Origin of the sequence: Streptomyces sp. HNM0574, from assembly GCF_012726235.1 — a bacterium.
GTDB lineage: Bacteria > Actinomycetota > Actinomycetes > Streptomycetales > Streptomycetaceae > Streptomyces.
Map to the genome: position 1 here is coordinate 138,309 of NZ_JAASAH010000014.1, position 18,669 is coordinate 156,977.

The following is an 18,669-nucleotide window of genomic DNA, read 5'->3' on the forward strand; positions in this document are numbered from 1 at the left end:
GGAGAGAGCCCATGCCCCCGACGAGCAGCAGCAGCGCCCCCGCCGCCTATCCCCGAACCGAGCGCACCACGCTCACCCGGGCCCGCCGGCGGGCCTCGTACGACCGGGAGTCGGTGCACCGCATCCTGGACGAGGAGTTCGTCTGCCACCTCGGCTTCGTCCGCGACGGGGCGCCCGTCGTCCTGCCGACGCTCTACGCCCGCTCCGGCGACCGGCTGTACGTGCACGGCTCCACCGGCTCCCGGCCGCTGCGGACGGCGAGCGGCAGCCCGGAGGGGATGCCGGTCTGCGTGACGGTCACCCACGTCGACGGGATCGTGCTGGCCCGCTCCGCCTTCCACCATTCGGTCAACTACCGCTGTGTGGTGGTGCACGGCACCGCGTACCCGGTGACGGACGAGGCCGAGCAGCGCGCCGCGCTGGACGCGCTCACCGACCAGGTCGTCGCCGGGCGGGCGGCCGACTCCCGTCCGGCGGACGGCAAGGAGCTGGCGGCCACCGCCGTGCTCCGGGTCGACCTGGAGGAGGTCTCGGCGAAGGTCCGCACCGGCGGCCCCAACGACGAGGAACGGGACCTCGCCCTGCCGCACTGGAGCGGCGTCGTCCCCGTCCGCCGCGCCTACGGCGACCCCGAACCGGCCGACGCCCGCGCCCGGGAGACCCCCCTGCCCGGCTACCTCGCCGCACTGTGACGGCGGGGGCGGCGCCGGGCTGAGGCCTGGGCGGGTCAACTCCCCCGCCCGCGCGGGGGCTTCCGGACGGCGGGCCCGCGCCGCGCTTCCGCACCCACGCGCCGCCGCCCCCGTCCGCGCGCCTTGGCCGGGGCGTACGGGGCAGCGGCCAGGATGCGGCCATGGCAACCATGATCGACTCGACCGGCCAGGACCGCCCGCCCCAACTCCCGGCCACCGCACGGCCGTACCGCTCGCTCGCGGCCCGGCGGATCGCCGCGCTGCTGCTGGGCGCGCTCGCGCTGCTCGGCGGCGGGGCCTCCGCTGCGACGGCCGCCGCGCCCGCGCAGGCCCCGCCGCCCGCCACGGCCGCTGCCGACCCGGCCGCGGGCCCGGACGCCTCGCCCGGCTCGGTCGCGGCGCCGCCGCTGGAGGCGGACGCGCCGTGCACCAGCCCCGAGCCCGTCGTCTGCACCATCCGGCAGATGACGCCGGAGGAGCGCGCCGAGGCCCGCGAGGTGCGCGTCCGCTACCACGCGCTGCTGGACCGGATGGAGCGCACCGAGGCCTGGATGCGCGCCGAGGGCGCCTCGGACGAGGACATCGCCCGCGAACTGGTGGCCATGCGCAACGAGGCCAAGGACATCACCCGCGCCGGCATGTCCCCCGAGCAGGTCGAGGCCCTGGAGCGGCGGAACGTCGTCAAGTACGGCAACCCGCTGGGCCCGACGGCCGACCAGCTGTACACCAAGTACGGCAGCTGGCCCGCGGTCATCGCCGCCTCGACCCGCACCAGCCCCGCCGTCGACCGCGAGCTCGGCCTGACCCCGCACACCTGACCCTCCGGGCGCACCCGCCCTCGGTGACACAACGTCAACTCCCGTCTCCTGTACGGCAGTCGGAGCCCGTCCGCCCTCGTCACCGGGGGCGGGCGGGATACGCTCGGGGGCCGACCGCCACGTCCCGCACAGGAACGGAGAGATGACGTGCGCCTAGGCGTCAATCTGCTCAACTTCGGCCCCGGCACGACGCCCGATTCCCTCGCGGAGGAAGCGGCCAGGGCCCGCACCCTGGGCTTCGGGTTCGTCATGATCTCCGACCACATCGCGGTGACCCAGGACGTGCACGCCGTCTACCCGGCGCCGTTCTACGACCAGTTCACGCTGGCCGCCTGGCTCGCCGCGAAGGAGCCGGAGCTCACCCTCGGCACCACGGTGACCGTCCTCCCCTACCGCCACCCGCTGCAGACCGCCCGGCTCGCCGCCAACCTCGACGTCCTCACCGGCGGCCGCTTCATCCTCGGCGCCGGCATCGGCTGGTCCCGCGCCGAGTACCAGGCGCTCAACGTCCCCTTCGCGCAGCGCGGCCGGATCGCCGACGAGTACCTGACCGCCATCCGCGCGGCCTGGCGCGAGGACCCGACCACCTTCCACGGCGAGTACGTCCACTACACCGACGTGCACACGGCGCCGAGGCCCGTCGCGCGCCCGCTGCCCGTCTGGGTCGGCGGCTCCTCGCAGGCGGCGCTCCGCCGGGCGGCCCGGCTGGGCGAGGGCTGGCACCCGGTCGCGCCCACGCTGGACGAGATCCGCGCCGCGCTCCCCGTCCTCGCCGCCGAGGCGGACAAGGCGGGACGGCCCGCGCCCGAGCTCGTCCCCCGGCTCCCCGTCCGCATCACCGACGGCCCGCTGGAGGAGTCGGGGCGGACGGCAGGGCAGGGCACGCTGGAGCAGATCCGCGCCGACTTCGCGGAGCTGGCCGAACTCGGCGCCACCCACGTACTCGTGGACACCTACCCCGGCGACCCCACCGACCGGGGCACCGCCGAGCAGGACCGCGCCGTCCTGGAACAGCTCACGGAACACGTCGTCGACCCGGCCAAGGGCACCGTGCGCTGACCCCGGCAGGGGCGGCCGGCCCGGGAGGTCCGACTCCCGGGCCGGAAGCGTCCGTTCAGCCGCCGACGCCCGCGCGCTCCTCGTCCGGGAGGCGGGGCTCGCCGCCCGCGGCGACCGGCTCCCCGCTCCGGGCCTTCGGCGTCGCGCTCTGCGCGATGAACGCGCCCAGCAGCACCACCGCGCCGCCCACGAGCTGTACGGGCGAGAGGTGTTCACCGAGCAGCACCCACGCCAGGACGGTCGCGACGACCGCCTCCAGGCAGGCGACGACACCGGCCACCTGCGGCGAGAGCCTGCGCACCGAGAGCACCCCCGTCAGGTACGCGGCGACGGTGGCGACGAGGACGATCCAGGCCAGCAGCACGGCGGCGGGCACGCGCGTCCCGTCCATGCTCGCGGGGCCGCCCAGTACGGCCCAGTCCATGGTCCAGGGGCGGGCGACGGCGGTGAGGACGGCCGCGCCCGCGAGCAGCCCGTAGGCGATGACGCCGAGCGGGTCGGCGGCGCTCCTGCCGTCGGACGCGTCGCTGCCGTGGTCGGAGAGCACGAAGTAGCCGACCTGGCAGCAGGCCGCGCCCAGCGCGAGGAGCAGCCCGAGCAGGTCGAACCGCAGCCCGGACCACACCTCGACGACGCAGGCCAGCCCGCCGACGGCGAGCACGACGCCCACGGCGGCGGCCCGCGTCACCGGCCGCCGCTGGACGAACCGCACCCAGCCGAGCACCAGCGCGGGCGCGAGGTACTCGATGAGCAGCGCGACGCCGACCGGGATGCGGGAGATCGCCGCGAAGTAGAACGCCTGGACGCCCGCGACGGCCAGCAGCCCGAACCCGGCCAGCAGCCCCGGGCGTTCACGCAGCAGCCCCCGGTGCCGCCAGGCGAGCGGCAGCATCACCAGGGCCGCGCCCGCCACCCGGAGCCAGGTCACGTGCAGCGGGTCGAGGCCCGCCTCGATCAGCGGCTTGGCCGCGGGGCCCGAGCCGCCGAAGGCCAGCGCGGAGATCAGGGCGAGCGGAAGTCCGAGGCCGCGGTGGCGCGCGGCGGAGGCATCGGGTGCGGCGGTCGACATCGCCCCATCATGTCAACGTCATGTCAAGCGGTGACAGGGGTGTCACCGGATTCGCCCCTGACGCCCAGTCGGCCCGCGAGGCGCTCCCGGTCGACCCCGGCACGCTCCAGCACCTCGGCGGCGCGGCACTCGCCGTCGGCCACCAGCCCGGCGAACAGGTCGACGCCCTCGGCCCGTTGCCTGCCCCGCAGGTGCGCCCGGCGCAGCGCGAGGTCCAGCGCGGCGACGGCCGCCTGCGACCAGCGCGGCGCGGCGCCCGGCTGCTCCCCGGCCGCGGCGAGCGGGATCGCGCCGGAGTCCTCGACCGTGCCCTGCCAGCGCAGGCCGTAGCCGATGCTGCGCTGCACGAGATAGCCGAGCAGCCTGCCCGCCTGCGGGCTGCCGCCGTCCAGGAAGTCCCATACGCGCCGGTCGGATTCGAGCAGGCTGTGCAGCAGGTGCGCGGTGTCGACCTGCCGGTCTCCGTCCCGCGCGGCACGCCGCCGCGCGGTGGCCGTCATGTCGGCCAGCTGCGGGCTGAGCTGGTCCTCGGCTGCATCGGCTTCTGTGTCGGCGGGACGGCTGGACGGTGTAGGGGTCTGCACAGGACCACCACATCACATGGATCGTGGCTGAACATCCTCGCCCCGTGGCATCTGCCCGTCACACTGAGGTCGGGGCGGGCCCCGCCGTTTCTCCTCCTTGAGGAGGAGAGGCAACCACGCGACGCGCTGCCACGTCTCCCCCTCCGCACCCGTCACACGCGCCCGTCCCCGGTCCGTCGAGGGAGACCCATGGCCACCCGCGCGCAGCCCGTCCTGTCCTGCTGGATGGTGGCGCTGCTCGCGGCCGACGGCCGGGAGTACGTGTACCGCGTCTACGCGCCCGACGACGCGCGCCCCGGCGACCTGTTCTGGTCCGCCTTCCACTGCCACGAGGACTCGCTGCTGCCCCGGACGCTGGACTGCTTCGACACCGCCGAGATCTGGCAGCTCCTCGACTGACCCGGGGCGCGCGCCCGTTCCGCACCACCCGCCGCGCACCGGAACCTCCGGCGTACCGCGCCGGGAGTACGGACCGAAGAAATCGCGCCGGTCTCACGCGACGCGAACTCCCCCACAGGCGGGGCGTGTTCCCCGACACATGCGTGATTGAGGCCATATGGGGAACCTGTGTGGCCAAGCGCCCGTCTCATGCGTGACGCCCCGGTTCGGCAGCCCCCTGGAGATCCCATGGCACGGCATTCGGCACGTTCCGCCCTCATCGCTCTCACCGCCGGCACCGCGCTGGCCGTCACCGGCTGCGGCGCGGACACCGTCGCCCCGCAGGGCGGCGACGCCCCCTCGGACGCGCGGTCGTCCGCCGTCGAAGGACCGCCCGCGGAGGACGCGGACGCCCCCGACAAGCAGCACGCCCCGGACGACGGGCAGTCCGCACCCGGCAGCCCCTGGTGCGCGACGGACGACCTCGCGCCCTCGCTCCGCCCCCTCGAATCCGCCGCGGGCAACCGCTACTCGGCCCTCGTCCTCACCAACACCTCGGACACGGCCTGCCGTACGCAGGGCTGGCCCGGGCTCCAGCTGACCGACGCGGCGGGCGAGGCGCTGCCCACCGACGCGGTGCGCGACCGCAGCCGCACCCCGGAGCAGCTGACGCTGGAGCCGGGCGGCAACGCGTGGAGCCGGCTGCACTGGACGGTCGTCCCGTCCGAGGGCGATCCCTCCGACGGCTGCCCGGACCCGGCGGGCCTGAAGGTCACACCGCCGGACGCGCGCACGCCGAGCGCGACGAAGTGGGACCAGGGCACCGTGTGCGGCACCGGTGAGGTCGACGTCCTCCCGCTCGGCACCGGCTCGGGCCCCGACCACTGACCGCGCATCCGCCAACGCCCCGGCGCCGGGCGCCCGTTCACGGTGGGGATCGGGTGTCCGGCGCCGGGGCGCCGCTGCGTCAGTCCTCCTCGGCGAGGATCAGATAGAGCTTCTTCCTGGCGTCGTTGACCACTTCCAGCGCCTTCTCGCGCTGCTCGGGCGAACCCGTCGTCCACACCTGCTGGAAGGCTCCGACGAGTCCGCTGCCCGCCTTGCGCACCTCGTTCATGGCCTCCCAGTCGATGCCGCGCCCGGCCTCCTCCCAGGGCGCGTCGGGGCCCGACTCGGCCTCGGCACGGCCCTCGTCGGTGAGCGAGAACAGCTTCTTGCCGCCCTCGCTGGCGCTCGTGATCAGGCCCTCGTCCTCCAGCAGCTGGAGCGTCGGGTAGACCGAGCCGGGGCTGGGCTTCCACGCGCCGCCGCTGCGTTCGGCGATCTCCTGGATCATCTCGTAGCCGTGCATCGGCCGTTGCGTCAGCAGCGCCAGGATCGACGCGCGGACGTCCCCGCGCCGCGCGCGCCCGCGCGGTCCGCCGCGTCCGCCGCGGCCCCGGCCGCCGCCGAACGGTCCGTCCCCGAAGGGCGGCCCGAAGGCGCCGAAGGCGCGGCGCTCCCAGGGGCCCGTGCCGGGCCCGAAGCCGCCCCAGCCGCCGGGGCCGCCCGGGCCCTGGAAGCCGCCGGGACCGCAGGGGCCGCCGCCCCGGCCCGGGCCGCGCCCGTGCGGGCCCTGCTTGCCGTGCTGTCCGTATTCGTGTCCTTCCGCGTGCATCGCTCACACCTCTTCCGTGATCTGTCGTCCATCTATCGCGATGCCTCAACGATATATCGGTAACTCTTCTCCGGCAAGACTGTCCGAGCCGCGTGCGAGCATGCGCGGACGCGGGGAAGCCCCGTGAACCGCCGTGGGAGGGGAACCGATGACGGACATCTGGACGGCCAGGGGCTGGGACGAGACCGACGCCGGCCACACGCGCCGCCTGCTCGACGAGGGCGCCGACCCGGACACCTGGGAGGACGGCCGGCCGCTGCACCACGCGGCGGTGTACGGCACCCCCGAGGTCGTCGCGGAACTGGCCGCCCGGGTCACGGACGTGGACGCGACGGCGAACGGCGCGACCGCGCTGTGGGAGGCCGTCGTCTCCGGCCGGACGGACACCGCGCGCGCCCTCGCCGCCGCCGGCGCCGACCCCTGGCTGAGCACGGTCGGCGACTGGTCCCCGGGGCGGCTGAGCCTGGCCGGGCCGGAACCGGACCTGTTCCCGGCACCACCGGGGACGGGCCTGACCGACGCCGAACAGGCGGCGGCCCGGGAGGCCCACAGGCTCATCGCGGCACTCGGCAGCCTCGAGTGCGACGGCACGGGCCTGGCCTGCGTGGCCGGGATCGACGCGGCCGAGGCGGTCCGCCGCCTGGCGGCGGCACCGGCTTCGGACGAGGCCGTCCGGCGGCTGGCGGACCCGTACGGCTTCGACCTGGACGAGGACGTGCGGGTCATCGGCGTGACGACCGTCCCGGGCGGCTGCGTCGTCACCCAGCCCTGGGGGTACGCGCCCCAATTGCCGGGCGCACTGGCCCGGTTGTCCCCCGGCACCGTCTGCTACGGCCTGTACGCCAACCCCAAGAGCGGCGACCAGGGCAGCATCGCCAGGGACGGCGCCGTCGAGGGCCAGGACCTGCACCCCGGCGGCCGGCCGGAGGCGGAGGACGGCCCCGAGGAGCTGCTGAGCGCCTACCTGTACCAGCACCACCCGGTGGCCTACGCCTGCGCCTTCGCCGGACTGCGCCCGACGGACGCGACCCCCGTCACGGGCCCGCCCGGCCGGTGGGCCGAACTCCCGGAACGTGGCCAGGCGCATTGGCCAGGCCGCGCGGCCCCGCCGGGCTCCTAAGCTCGTGCCATGAGGATCCGTACTGTCGACGCCTTCACCGACCGGCCCTACACCGGCAACCCGGCGGGGGTGGTGCTGCTGCCCGGCGACGGCCCCGGCCGCTTCCCCGACGACGAGCGCCTCCAGCGGCTCGCCATGGAGATCAACCTCGCCGAGACCGCCTTCGCGCTGCCCCTGCCCGACGACCCCGAACACGACTGGGAGCTGCGCTGGTTCACCCCGTCCACCGAGGTCGACCTCTGCGGTCACGCCACCCTCGCCACCGCGCACGTGCTCCGCTCGGACGGCCTCGCCGAGAAGAGCGTCCGCTTCCGCTCCCGCAGCGGCCTGCTCACCGCCGCCTTCACCCCGGAGGGCTCGATCACGCTGGACTTCCCCACCAGCCCGCTCACCGGGATCGCCCCGCCGGACGGCCTCGCCGAGGCACTGGGCGCTCCGGTGGTACGGGCCTACGACACCGGCCCGCTCGGCGACCTCCTCGTCGAACTCGCCGACGAGCGCACCGTCCGGGACCTCGCGCCCGACCTGGCCGCCGTCGGCAGGCTGGACGCGTACGGGGCCGTCATCGTCACCGCGCGGGCCGCCTCCCCGGACAGCGCGCACGACTACGTGTCCCGCATGTTCGGGCCCGCGGTCGGCATCCCGGAGGACCCCGTCACCGGCAGCGCGCACACCGCGCTCGCCCCGCTGTGGTCGGCCCGCCTCGGCAGCGACACCCTCACCGGCCTCCAGGCGTCGGCCCGCACCGGCCACGTCCGCACCACCCTCCGCGGCGACCGCACCGAACTGACCGGCGACGCCGTCACCGTGCTGGACGCGCAGCTGCTCCCCGGCCTGTGAGCGACGGGGCGCGTGCCGCATCCGGGCACGCGCCCCGTACGGGAGCTCAGGGCCGGAGCCGGGCGAAGGCCGTCAGGCGGCGCCGGTGGTGGGCCAGGTCCTCCGCGTCCTGCGGCTCGCCCCGGGCCGCCGCATCCGCGAACCGGACGCTCTCGCACCGCAGTCGGTGCCGCATCAGCTGGGCGAGCGCCTCGTCGTCCAGGAGCCGCGCGGTGCCGCCGGACTCGCGGTAGGCGCGGACGAAGCGGCGGACGGCTGCCGTGTCCGCGCCGAAGTCCCCGGCGAACTCCATGGCCGCGCTGGCGACTTCCGTCTCGGGCGGGGCCACCAGCGCCTCGTCCCAGTCGAGTACGGCGAGCAGCCGGGCCGGGTCGCCGGGCGCGGCCAGCAGATTGCCGCGGTAGAAGTCGCCGTGCAGGGGGTGCGGCGCGCGGGCCCGGGCGTGGAACTCCCGCAGCCAGGCGTCGAGTCGGGGGTCGCGCAGCCGCGGGTCCTCGTACGTGGCGCGGCCGTCCAGGCCCGTGAGCAGGAAGTTCGGGCGCGGTCTGGGCGGCAGCGCGGCCGGGGCCAGCGCCCGGTGCAGCCGGGCCAGCAGCCGCGCCGCCAGCACCGCGCCCGCCTCGCCCGGCGAGGCCCACACCCCGTCGACGTGCGGCCACAGGGACACCGTCCGCCCCTCGACGTGCGCCGCCGTCGCCCCGTCCGGCCGGCCCGGCAGGGGCAGCGGCGCGAGCGCCTCGGCGCAGCCGCCGGCCCGCGCCGCCGCCGCGACCCGGTGGCACCACTCCACCTCGGCCGGGTCCCGTGCGAACCCGGCGACGCGGACGACGTGTTCGCCGACCCGCCAGGCGGCGGACTCCTCGCCGCCGTACAGCCGGGTGGCCGGCCCGTCGACGCCGCAGACCCACCGCGCGGCCGCCGTCAGCGGCACCTCCGCGAACACCACGACCGCTCCCCTCCCGTCAGGCCGTCGGCAGCCAGGAGACCTCGCCCGCGAGGAGCGCGTACCCGGCGAAGGCCACGATGTCGATCAGCGCGTGCGCGGCGACCAGCGGGCCGACCCGGCCCCAACGCCGGTACAGCAGCACGAAGACGACGCCCATCGCCATGTTCCCGACGAGCCCGCCGATGCCCTGGTACAGGTGGTACGTCCCACGCAGCCCCGCGCTCGCGGCGAGCACCGCCCACGGCCCCCAGCGCAACTGGTCGAGCCTGCGGACGAGATAGCCGACGACGATGACCTCCTCCACCACGGAGTTCTGCACCGCGGAGGCGATCAGCACCGGGAACTTCCACCACACCTCCGGCAGCGATTCCGGTACCACCGTCAGGTTGAATCCGGCCGAGCGCGCGCCGATGTAGAGCAGCAGGCCGGTGCCGCCGATGGCCGCCGCCACCGCCGCGCCCCAGCGCAGGTCGAAGCCGGGGCGGCGCCGGTCGAAGCCCAACGCCCGCAGCCCGCCCGCGCCTTCGCGGGTCAGCAGGTGGGCGACGAGCAGCACCGGGACCAGCGCGGTGGCGATGCCGAACAGCTGCCAGGCGAGGTCGAGCCACGGACGGTCGGGCGCCCGCGAGGTGTTGAGGTTCGCCGCCTGGTCGGACAGCGGCCCCGGCGCGGTGAGCGAGCCGAGGAAGCTGATCAGCGCCGAGAGCGCGCTGGCCCCGAGCGACAGCGCCAGGACGAGCCCCGTCTCCTGGCCGAGCAGCCGCCGGGAGAGGAGCGTTCCTCCCGCGCTCCCCTCGGGGGACGAGCCGGTGTCACTTGCCAGTGACCGCACACATGCCTCCAGTTCACCAATCCCGCCGCACGGGCACTTCCGCACCGCTAGGGTCTCGAATGCAGGTACGAAGATCGTGCGCGACAAGCCGCGGGGACGCGCGCCGTCCATCGGGCACACCCCTGCTCCGTCGCCGTATCAGGCTGCCAGGAGAGGCGTACACGCCATGGAACGTCACAGCTTGCCCGATGACCACGGTACGTACGGCCCCGGTCAGGACCCCGGCCAGGGCCCGCCCCGCGCACGCGGCGGCGCCCCCGGGTCCCTGGGTTCCGCTCCGGGCCCGGCCCGGCGTTCCGGTTCGGGTGCCGCGCGGCGTTCCGGTCCGGGCCGGGGCAGGCGGGCCCGGGTGGTGGCGGCCACCGCGCTGGTGCTCGCCGTCGCCGCGGGGACGGTCGTGGCGCAGCGCGCCGGGCTCCCGCCCTTCAGCGACGGCTGCGACGGCGACCCGGTACGGCTGAGCGTCGCGGCGGCGCCCGACATCGCGCCCGCGGTCCGCGCGGCCGCCGCCCACGCCCGCGCGGAGCGGGTGACCTCCGACGGGCACTGCCTGGACGTACGGGTGAGCGAGCGGAGCGGCGCCGATGTGGCGGCGGCGCTGGGGCACGGCGAGGACCCGGACTACGACGTCTGGCTGCCGGACTCCTCGCTGTGGGTGGAGGAGGCGTCCGCCTCCAGCGGCGCCCCGCCCCTGGAGGCGGCGGGCAGCGTGGCGTCCTCGCCGCTCACCCTGGCCGCGGTGCCGCGCGCGGCGAAGCGCATGGGCTGGCCGGAGAAGACCTACAGCTGGCCGCGGATCGCCGCGTCCTCCGCCGAGGACGGCGCGGTACGCGTCGGCAGCGCCGACCCGGCGCGCAGCGCGACCGGCCTGCTCGCACTGACCCGCATCCAGAACGCGGCCTCCGCAGGCAAAGGGAAGAAGGGCGACGCGGAGACCGCCGCCGCGGCCAAGCTCCTGGCGGAGCGCACCGCTCCGGGCGACTCGCAGGTGCTCGCCACCCTCCCCCGCGACACCTCGGGCGCGGAGATGGGCAATCCGAAACGGAATCAGGCCCTGCTGCTCTCCGAGCAGGCCGCGTACGCGCACAACAGGGCACATCAGGGTGCGCCCGGGCTGCGCCTGTTCTATCCGGACGGCGGGCTGACGCTGCTCGACTATCCCTACACGCTCGTCGACAGCGAGTCGCTGGGCACCGAACGCAGCCGCGCGGCCATCCGCTTCCAGACCCTGCTCGGCGACGAGCCGGGCCGCCGCGTCCTCGCCCGGCACGGCTTCCGCGCCGCCGACGGTTCGGCCCCCGCCGGCCTGGCCCGTCGCGCCGGCGCCCGCGACCCGCAGCCGTACAGGGCGGACGCCGCCGAGCCGCCGTCGGCGCGGAGCGTCAGCGCGGCCCAGGGCATGTGGACGATCACGGTGCAGAGCGCCCGCCTGACGCTCACGGTGGACGCCTCGGCCTCCATGTCGGCCCCCGTGCCCGGGCGCGACGGCCAGTCCCGGATGGACGTCACCAAGGCCTCGCTGATCCAGGGCCTCTCGCAGTTCACGCCCGACGACGAGTTCGGCCTCTGGGACTTCGCCACCCGGCTCGACGGCGGGCACGACTACCGCCGGCTCGTCCCCACCTCCCGGCTCGGCGACCGCGCCGAGGGCGGCGGCACCCACCGCGACGAGCTGACCTCCGCGTTCTCCGGCCTGGCACCGATCCCGGGCGGCGCGACGGGGCTGTACGACACGGTGCTGGCCGCGTACAAGGACGCCCACAAGACCTACACCGAGGGCAAGTTCAACGCCCTGGTCGTCCTCACCGACGGGGCGAACGAGGACCCGGGCAGCATCTCGCGGGGCGCCCTCGTCGCCGAGCTCAAGCGGCTCGGCGGGGAGCGGCGGGTGCCGGTGGTCGCGATCGCCGTGGGCCCGGACGCGGACGCGGCGGCCTGCGAGGAGATCGCCGAGGCGACCGGCGGCTCGTCGTACCGCATCGAGGATCCGGCGCAGATCAACGCCGTGATCCTCAAGGCCATCATGGCGGCGGGCAGCAGGGCCGGCTGACGCCCGGGGCCCCTCAGGGCCCCGTCGGCCAGGTGTGCACCGGGTCGCCGCCGGCGGCCAGTTCGCAGTAGCGCCGGGTGACGGCGGCCAGCGCCTTCTCCCGCTCCAGTCCCGACTCCCCGGCCCGGCGGTAGGCGGCGGCCTGCCAGGCAGCGCCGTTGGTGCGCAGCCGGCACCGTTCCTCGATGACACCGAGGTAGCGGTCCCGGTCCCGCGCCTCCACACCCCAGGCGTCCAGTCCCGCCTCGGCCAGCGGCAGCAGCTCCTCGCGCACGAGCCGGACGGCGGGTACGCGGACGAGGCCCCCGCCCCTGCCCGCGCGCGGCCACCACAGCTGCGCGTCGATGCCGTACCGGCACGCCTCGTCGAAGTTGGCCGAGGCCCGCTCGAACGGCATCCGCGACCACACCGGGCGCGCCTCGTCCGCGAGCGCCCGCACCAGCCCGTAGTAGAAGGCGGTGTTGGCCAGCACGTCGGTGACGGTGGGCCCAGCGGGCAGGACGCGGTTCTCCACCCGCAGGTGCGGAACGCCGTCGGCGACCCCGTACACCGGCCGGTTCCAGCGGTAGACGGTGCCGTTGTGCAACACCAGTTCGGCGAGGGTGGGGACACCGCCGGAGTCGAGGACGCGCAGCGGGTCCTCCTCGGCGCAGATGGGCAGCAGCGCCGGGTAGTAGCGCAGGTTCTCCGCGAACAGATCGTGCGCGGAGTCGATCCACCGCTCGCCGAACCAGGTACGCGGTCGGACGCCCTGCGCCCGCAGCTCGGGCGGACGCGTGTCCGTGGCCTGCAGGAACAGCGGCGGCCGCGACTCGCGCCACAGCTCACGGCCGAACAGGAACGGCGAGTTGGCACCCATCGCGATCTGCACCCCGGCCAGCGCCTGCGCCGCGTTCCACACGTCGGCGAAGCGTCCCGGGGTCACCTGCAGGTGCAACTGGACGGAGGTGCAGGCCGCTTCGGGGGCGATGGAGGCCGAGGTGCACTCCAGATGCTCGACGCCCGCTATGTCGAGCACGACCTCCTCGCCTCTGGACGCCATGATCTGGTCGTTGAGGAGCCGGTAGCGGTCCATCGCGGTGAGATTGGCCCGGACCAGATCGGTGTCGGCGAGCGTCGGCAGAATTCCGATCATGACGATACGCGCGGCGACTTCGCGGGCCTGCCGGTCGGCATATCCCAGTCCGGTGCGCAGCTCCTCGGCGAGCTGATCGAATACCCGCCCCTCCAGCCGGTGCGGAACGATGTTGACTTCCAGGTTGAACTGCCCGAGTTCGGTCTGGAAATCCTGGCTGGCGATGCGTTCCAGCACCTCACCGTTCATCATTCTGGGCATGCCGTCCGGGTCGGCGAGATTCAGCTCGATCTCCAGCCCCATGAGATTACGCGGACGGTCGAAGCGCCGCTCCTCCAGCAACCTCTCCAGACCCTCCAGGCACCGGCGCAACTTCCGCCGGTACCGCTGCCGATCGGACAGGCCGAACCTGTCCGCCACGACCTCTTCTCCCATCGGGGCGTCCCCCTCCTCGATACGGCCGCGTCGTGTGAGCCATGATGCCCGGGCAGGTGATCGACAACCCCTCACCCCACCCGCAACACCGAACTGCCGTGCGCGCGGCGCGTGTTCGGCAATGGCACATTCCAGCGTCACAGGACAGTTGCAAGAAGTACCGTGCGGGGGCGGCGAGAAGGCGGCGGGAAGACCTCACGATCACCGTCGCGGAAGTCCCGTCACAACGGAAACAACCCGCGCGATCCGGCCGTACGCGCACGTATGGCTTTTCCGTTCCGACCTCGTGTAGAAGTGTGCGAAGGCGGGGAAACAGCAAGGGATATCGACCGGATAAGTCCTTGCCGGAAACACCGGAAGCCTCTAGCGCAAAACCCTTCCGAACACCCGTCGTATAAACTTCCGTCAGGAGGCGGGAATCCGGCGGACCGGCCGTTGACCCCGTTGCCGCCCTCGCGGCTCTTCCTTCGCCGACAGCGCCGTCCGCGTATCGCCGAGCACCCGCGCCCGCCTCCCCGGCTCCCGAGCGAGAGGTGACCCACCATGCCGCTGCACGTCCCCCAGGCTCCGGCCCCCGCCCTGCGCAGTGTTCTCGCGGCCCTCCGCTCCCCCACCGCCGTACAGGGGGCGCACCTGCCCGCCGTCGCGCGCGCGGCCCAGGGCGTCCTCAGCCCCGAACTCCCCCTCGCTGTCCACGAGTTGGAGGGATCGCCGGGCCACGCACCGGCCGGGCCACCGGTACCGCCCGGCACCGCGTCCGCGCACCGCGCACCGGCCGCCCCGCGCACCCGGCTGACGGGCTGGCGCTTCCTGCTGCGCGAGGCCGACGCGCCGCCGGGCAGCCCGGCCGTCGGCTCGGCCGAGGCGATGCTCACCGCCGACGGCTGGGCCTTCTCCGACTTCCGCGAGGGCCCGTACGTCACCTCGACCGAACGCGCCCTGCACCAGGCGGAGACGCTCAGCGGCGTCCACCAGCCGCGGCTGCTGTGCGTGCCGGGTCTGTACATGCTGACGCTCTGGCTGCACCAGGACGTCGCGGCCGACCCGGCCGAGGGCAGCCCCGTCCCGGGCGACCTGCTGATCCCGCTCGCCCCCGCGCCCCCGGGCATCGCGGCGCACCGCCCGCACGAACTGGACGCGCTGCTGCCGCTGCTGACCCGCCGGAGGGTGCCGTCCTCCGCCGCGCTGACCACCCCTGTGTGAGGGCGACGGGACGGACTAGTCCGTCCCGCACCCGCGAACCACCCGTCGGGACCGTCCCGTTGACGGAAACCGCCCGGACGGGGGATGCGCGCGCGCCGAGGGCGGCGAGGTGGCGCGAAATGCCTGCGGAATCGGCGCCGCGGGTGAACACTGGGCCCATACGCGAGGAACGGGGGTAGCGGCCATGGAATCCACACCCAGCCGCACGACAGAATCCACGACGCAACGGAAGACGAAACCGCCCATGTGCCAGCACGAATCACCGTGCCCGACCGCCGACTCCGCGGACCGCGAGGCGGCGCAGCCCATGATCCACGTCCCGGAACAGGGCTGGAGCCTGCTGTGCAACGGCGTCCTGCTGTTCGAGGACACCGGTGAGCTGCTGCCCAACGGACAGATCATCGCCCCGCACCGCCCGCTCGGCACCCGGGGCATCACCACGGCGGCCTGACGGGCACCCCCGCCCGGCGCCGGCGCGACGAACAACCGAGCACGACGAGCACCGCACGCGAGAAACACCAGGGCCGGCACGGCAACCGCCGCACCGGCCCTGACACATGTCCGGGTCAGCTCACCCCGGCCGCAGCGTCACGCTCAGCCGTCGTACTCCTCCAGCGGCGGGCACGAGCAGACCAGGTTCCGGTCGCCGAAGGCGCCGTCGATGCGCCGCACCGGCGGCCAGTACTTGTCGGACGCCTGCACCCCGCCGGGGAAGGCCCCCTCCTCCCGGCTGTACGGGTGCTCCCACGCGCCGCCCAACTGGGCCGCGGTGTGCGGGGCGTTGCTGAGCGGGTTGTCGTCCGCGGGCCACTCGCCCGAGCCGACCTTGTCGATCTCCGCGCGGATCGCGATCATCGCCTCGCAGAAGCGGTCGATCTCCCGCAGGTCCTCGCTCTCGGTCGGCTCGATCATCAGCGTCCCGGCCACCGGGAAGGACATCGTCGGCGCGTGGAAGCCGTAGTCGATCAGCCGCTTGGCGACGTCGTCGATGCTCACGCCCGTCTGCTTCGTCAGCGGCCGCACGTCCACGATGCACTCGTGCGCGACGAGGCCGCCGGGGCCGGTGTAGAGCACCGGGTAGTGCGGCTCCAGGCGCTTGGCGATGTAGTTGGCGCCGAGCACCGCGACCTGCGAGGCGTCCCGCAGACCCTCGGCCCCCATCAGCCGCACGTACGCCCACGAGATCGGCAGGATGCCGGCCGAGCCCCACGGCGCACCCGAGATCGGGCCGATGCCGGTCTCGGGCCCGGCGGCGGGCTGCAGCGGGTGGTTGGGCAGGTACTTGGCGAGGTGCGAGCGGACACCGATCGGGCCGACGCCGGGACCGCCGCCGCCGTGCGGGATGCAGAAGGTCTTGTGCAGGTTGAGGTGCGAGACGTCGGAGCCGAACTTGCCCGGCTTGGCCAGCCCCAGCAGCGCGTTGAGGTTCGCGCCGTCCACGTAGACCTGGCCGCCCGCGTCGTGCACGGCACCGCAGATGTCGGTGATGTGCTCCTCGAACACGCCGTGCGTCGAGGGGTAGGTGACCATGAGGACGGCGAGCTCGTCCCCGTACTGCTCGATCTTGGCGCGCAGGTCCTCGACGTCGACGTCGCCGTCCTCGCCGGTCTTCACGACGACCACGCGCATGCCCGCCATGACGGCGCTGGCCGCGTTCGTGCCGTGCGCCGAGGACGGGATGAGGCAGACGGTGCGCTGCTCGTCGCCGTTGTCGCGGTGGTACGCGCGCACGGCGAGCAGTCCCGCGAGTTCGCCCTGCGAGCCCGCGTTGGGCTGGAGCGAGACCGCGTCGTACCCGGTGACCTCGGCCAGCCGCTCCTCCAGCTCACGGATCAGCGTGAGGTACCCGGCGGCCTGCTCGGCCGGGGCGAAGGGGTGCAGCCCGCCGAACTCGGGCCAGGTGACGGCCTCCATCTCGGTGGCCGCGTTCAGCTTCATGGTGCAGGAGCCGAGCGGGATCATGCCCCGGTCCAGCGCGTAGTCCCGGTCGGCCAGCCGCCGCAGGTAGCGCAGCAGGGCCGTCTCGGAGCGGTAGCTGTGGAAGACCGGGTGGGTCAGGTACTCGTCGGTGCGCAGCAGCGCCTCGGGCAGCGCGTCCTCGGACCCGGCGTCCAGCTCCTCGATGCCGGGCACCTCGGCCTCGACCCCGAACGCGCCCCAGACGGCGGCCAGTTGGTCCCGCCCGGTGGTCTCGTCGCAGGCGATGCCGACGTGGTCGGCGTCCACCAGGCGCAGGTTGACGCCCGCGCCGCGCGCGTTCTCCACGACCTGCGCGGCACGGCCGGGGACCCGCGCGGTGACGGTGTCGAAGTACGCCCCGTGCACCGTCTCCACGCCGCCGGCACGCAGCCCGGCGCCCAGCAGCGAGGCGAAGCGGTGCGTGCGGCGGGCGATGGCGGCCAGGCCCTCGGGGCCGTGGTGCACGGCGTACATCCCGGCCATGACGGCGAGCAGCACCTGCGCGGTGCAGATGTTGCTGGTCGCCTTCTCGCGGCGGATGTGCTGCTCACGGGTCTGCAGCGCCAGCCGGTACGCCTGGTTCCCGTCCACGTCCTTGGAGACGCCGACGAGCCGCCCGGGCAGGCTGCGCGCGAACTTGTCGCGGACGGCCATGTAGCCGGCGTGCGGCCCGCCGAAGCCCATCGGGACGCCGAAGCGCTGGGTGCTGCCGACGGCGATGTCCGCGCCGAGCTCGCCGGGCGAGGTCAGAAGCGTCAGCGCGAGCAGGTCGGCGGCGACGGTGACGACGGCGCCGAGCTCGTGCGCCTGCTCGATCACACCGCGCGGATCCCGCACGGCGCCGGAGGCGCCCGGGTACTGCAACAGGACGCCGAAGACGCCGCGTTCGGCGACCTCGGCCGGGATGCCCTCGCTCAGATCGGCGACGACGACCTCGACGCCGGTCGGTTCGGCGCGGGTCCGGATCACGGCGACGGTCTGCGGGAGGCAGTCCTCGTCGACGAGGAACACGCCCTGCTTGACCTTGCCGACGCGGCGCGACATGGCCATCGCCTCGGCGGCCGCGGTGGGTTCGTCGAGCAGCGAGGCGCCGGTGGTCGGCAGCCCGGTGAGGTCGGCGACCACCGTCTGGAAGTTGAGCAGCGCCTCCAGCCGGCCCTGCGAGATCTCCGGCTGGTACGGCGTGTAGGCCGTGTACCAGGCCGGGTTCTCCATGATGTTGCGGAGGATCACCGACGGCGTGACGGTGCCGTAGTAGCCGAGGCCGATCATCGACGTCAGAACCTGGTTCCGGCCCGCCAGGGCGCGCAGTTCGGCGAGTACGTCGCTCTCGCTGCGGGCGTCCGGCAGATTCAGCGCGCCGACGCTGCGGATCGCGTCCGGCACTGCGGCGGCGGTGAGTTCGTCGAGGGAGCCGTAGCCGACCTGGGCGAGCATCTTGGCCTGGTCGCCGGCGTGCGGCCCGATGTGACGCTGCTCGAACGGCGTGCCGCGCTCCAGCTCGTCGAGGGGGATGCGGTTGGCAGTCATCTGCGGGGGCCTCCTGGTCTCTGCGACCTACGAGGGGCACCACGGCTCGGTGCCCGGACGGCCTCCCCCTCTGTCATCTACACCTGAGAGTTTCACCGGCCGGCCCGTTGTCGGCCGAGCCGGCTTTCACCGTCGGTGAGGAGGGGCTATGGCGCTCGTCCGTGGCCCGCCCTGCTTTCCAGAGTGACCTCGTCCGCGCGGTACGTGAGCCTGAGAGATTCCGGGGAGGAGTTGCTCCTTCGGCGCCTCCGGCGCATCTCGCCGGAGGACTCTCCCGCTCGGGGTCGTCAGCCACTGCCGAGCCTACCAGCGGCACATGCGCCGGTGAATGGCGCAGGCACACCCGTCCCAGCAGCACACCCGCTCAACTGGCCGACACCGCGAATGTGCCTTTTGGTAGTACCTGGGGCGCTACGCCCCGG

The 18,669-nt window shown here is 74.4% G+C and carries 17 protein-coding genes and 1 riboswitch; of the genes, 10 read left to right on the forward strand and 7 right to left on the reverse strand.

The features are described from left to right. The first annotated feature begins 11 nt into the window (after window positions 1-11). The 3 genes from HCC30_RS22170 to HCC30_RS22180 all read left to right on the forward strand — a co-directional run bounded on the left by HCC30_RS22170 (window position 12) and on the right by HCC30_RS22180 (window position 2,569). Window positions 12-692, forward strand: coding sequence for a pyridoxamine 5'-phosphate oxidase family protein (locus HCC30_RS22170; RefSeq protein WP_169444395.1), 681 nt, complete (start codon window positions 12-14; stop codon window positions 690-692). A gap of 170 nt (window positions 693-862) precedes the next feature. Beyond that, complete coding sequence (locus HCC30_RS22175) at window positions 863-1,510, forward strand: hypothetical protein (protein WP_169444451.1); 648 nt, start codon at window positions 863-865, stop codon at window positions 1,508-1,510. Between the two features lie 147 nt (window positions 1,511-1,657). Further along, window positions 1,658-2,569, forward strand: a complete 912-nt coding sequence (locus HCC30_RS22180) for a TIGR03619 family F420-dependent LLM class oxidoreductase (RefSeq protein WP_169444396.1) — start codon at window positions 1,658-1,660, stop codon at window positions 2,567-2,569. A gap of 55 nt (window positions 2,570-2,624) precedes the next feature. On the opposite strand, the gene HCC30_RS22185 is transcribed toward HCC30_RS22180, so the two are convergent. Both HCC30_RS22185 and HCC30_RS22190 read right to left on the reverse strand, forming a co-directional pair. Next, window positions 2,625-3,638, reverse strand: coding sequence for an EamA family transporter (locus HCC30_RS22185; RefSeq protein WP_169444397.1), 1,014 nt, complete (start codon window positions 3,636-3,638; stop codon window positions 2,625-2,627). A gap of 23 nt (window positions 3,639-3,661) precedes the next feature. Further along, window positions 3,662-4,222: a Clp protease N-terminal domain-containing protein gene (locus tag HCC30_RS22190; RefSeq protein ID WP_346776755.1), complete on the reverse strand. Its 561-nt coding sequence runs from the start codon at window positions 4,220-4,222 to the stop codon at window positions 3,662-3,664. A gap of 189 nt (window positions 4,223-4,411) precedes the next feature. Here HCC30_RS22190 and HCC30_RS22195 point away from each other — a divergent pair, with 189 nt between their 5' ends. Both HCC30_RS22195 and HCC30_RS22200 read left to right on the forward strand, forming a co-directional pair. Further along, complete coding sequence (locus HCC30_RS22195; protein ID WP_169444283.1) at window positions 4,412-4,621, forward strand: hypothetical protein; 210 nt, start codon at window positions 4,412-4,414, stop codon at window positions 4,619-4,621. A gap of 228 nt (window positions 4,622-4,849) precedes the next feature. Further along, window positions 4,850-5,488 carry a DUF4232 domain-containing protein gene (locus tag HCC30_RS22200; RefSeq protein ID WP_169444398.1) on the forward strand — a complete coding sequence of 213 codons (639 nt, stop codon included), beginning with the start codon at window positions 4,850-4,852 and terminating at the stop codon, window positions 5,486-5,488. 79 nt (window positions 5,489-5,567) lie between these two features. On the opposite strand, the gene HCC30_RS22205 is transcribed toward HCC30_RS22200, so the two are convergent. Beyond that, on the reverse strand, window positions 5,568-6,257 hold the full coding sequence (locus HCC30_RS22205) for a PadR family transcriptional regulator (RefSeq protein WP_169444399.1): 690 nt from the start codon (window positions 6,255-6,257) through the stop codon (window positions 5,568-5,570). Between the two features lie 148 nt (window positions 6,258-6,405). Here HCC30_RS22205 and HCC30_RS22210 point away from each other — a divergent pair, with 148 nt between their 5' ends. Both HCC30_RS22210 and HCC30_RS22215 read left to right on the forward strand, forming a co-directional pair. Then, window positions 6,406-7,377, forward strand: a complete 972-nt coding sequence (locus HCC30_RS22210; protein WP_169444400.1) for an ankyrin repeat domain-containing protein — start codon at window positions 6,406-6,408, stop codon at window positions 7,375-7,377. A gap of 9 nt (window positions 7,378-7,386) precedes the next feature. Next, complete coding sequence (locus HCC30_RS22215; protein WP_169444401.1) at window positions 7,387-8,217, forward strand: PhzF family phenazine biosynthesis protein; 831 nt, start codon at window positions 7,387-7,389, stop codon at window positions 8,215-8,217. A 46-nt stretch (window positions 8,218-8,263) separates the two neighbouring features. On the opposite strand, the gene HCC30_RS22220 is transcribed toward HCC30_RS22215, so the two are convergent. Both HCC30_RS22220 and HCC30_RS22225 read right to left on the reverse strand, forming a co-directional pair. After that, on the reverse strand, window positions 8,264-9,163 hold the full coding sequence (locus HCC30_RS22220) for a phosphotransferase (protein ID WP_169444402.1): 900 nt from the start codon (window positions 9,161-9,163) through the stop codon (window positions 8,264-8,266). Between the two features lie 16 nt (window positions 9,164-9,179). Beyond that, window positions 9,180-9,986: a CPBP family intramembrane glutamic endopeptidase gene (locus HCC30_RS22225; RefSeq protein ID WP_240979815.1), complete on the reverse strand. Its 807-nt coding sequence runs from the start codon at window positions 9,984-9,986 to the stop codon at window positions 9,180-9,182. Between the two features lie 361 nt (window positions 9,987-10,347). Here HCC30_RS22225 and HCC30_RS22230 point away from each other — a divergent pair, with 361 nt between their 5' ends. Beyond that, on the forward strand, window positions 10,348-12,045 hold the full coding sequence (locus HCC30_RS22230) for a substrate-binding domain-containing protein (protein WP_169444456.1): 1,698 nt from the start codon (window positions 10,348-10,350) through the stop codon (window positions 12,043-12,045). Between the two features lie 13 nt (window positions 12,046-12,058). Here the strand turns inward: HCC30_RS22230 and HCC30_RS22235 are convergent, their stop codons facing one another. Beyond that, on the reverse strand, window positions 12,059-13,555 hold the full coding sequence (locus tag HCC30_RS22235; protein WP_169444403.1) for a glutamate-cysteine ligase family protein: 1,497 nt from the start codon (window positions 13,553-13,555) through the stop codon (window positions 12,059-12,061). A gap of 543 nt (window positions 13,556-14,098) precedes the next feature. On the opposite strand from HCC30_RS22235, the gene HCC30_RS22240 reads away from it, so the two are divergent. Beyond that, a complete protein-coding gene (locus HCC30_RS22240; protein WP_169444404.1) occupies window positions 14,099-14,758 on the forward strand; it encodes a hypothetical protein in 660 nt (219 codons plus the stop codon). Window positions 14,759-15,002: 244 nt separating this feature from the next. Next, window positions 15,003-15,209, forward strand: coding sequence for a DUF5999 family protein (locus tag HCC30_RS22245; RefSeq protein WP_169444405.1), 207 nt, complete (start codon window positions 15,003-15,005; stop codon window positions 15,207-15,209). Window positions 15,210-15,352: 143 nt separating this feature from the next. Here the strand turns inward: HCC30_RS22245 and gcvP are convergent, their stop codons facing one another. Further along, entirely contained in the window at window positions 15,353-18,247 is a 2,895-nt protein-coding gene (gene gcvP / locus HCC30_RS22250) for an aminomethyl-transferring glycine dehydrogenase (protein WP_169444406.1), read from the reverse strand. Window positions 18,248-18,435: 188 nt separating this feature from the next. Continuing rightward, a riboswitch (glycine riboswitch) is annotated at window positions 18,436-18,534 on the reverse strand. Between the last annotated feature and the right edge of the window lie 135 nt (window positions 18,535-18,669).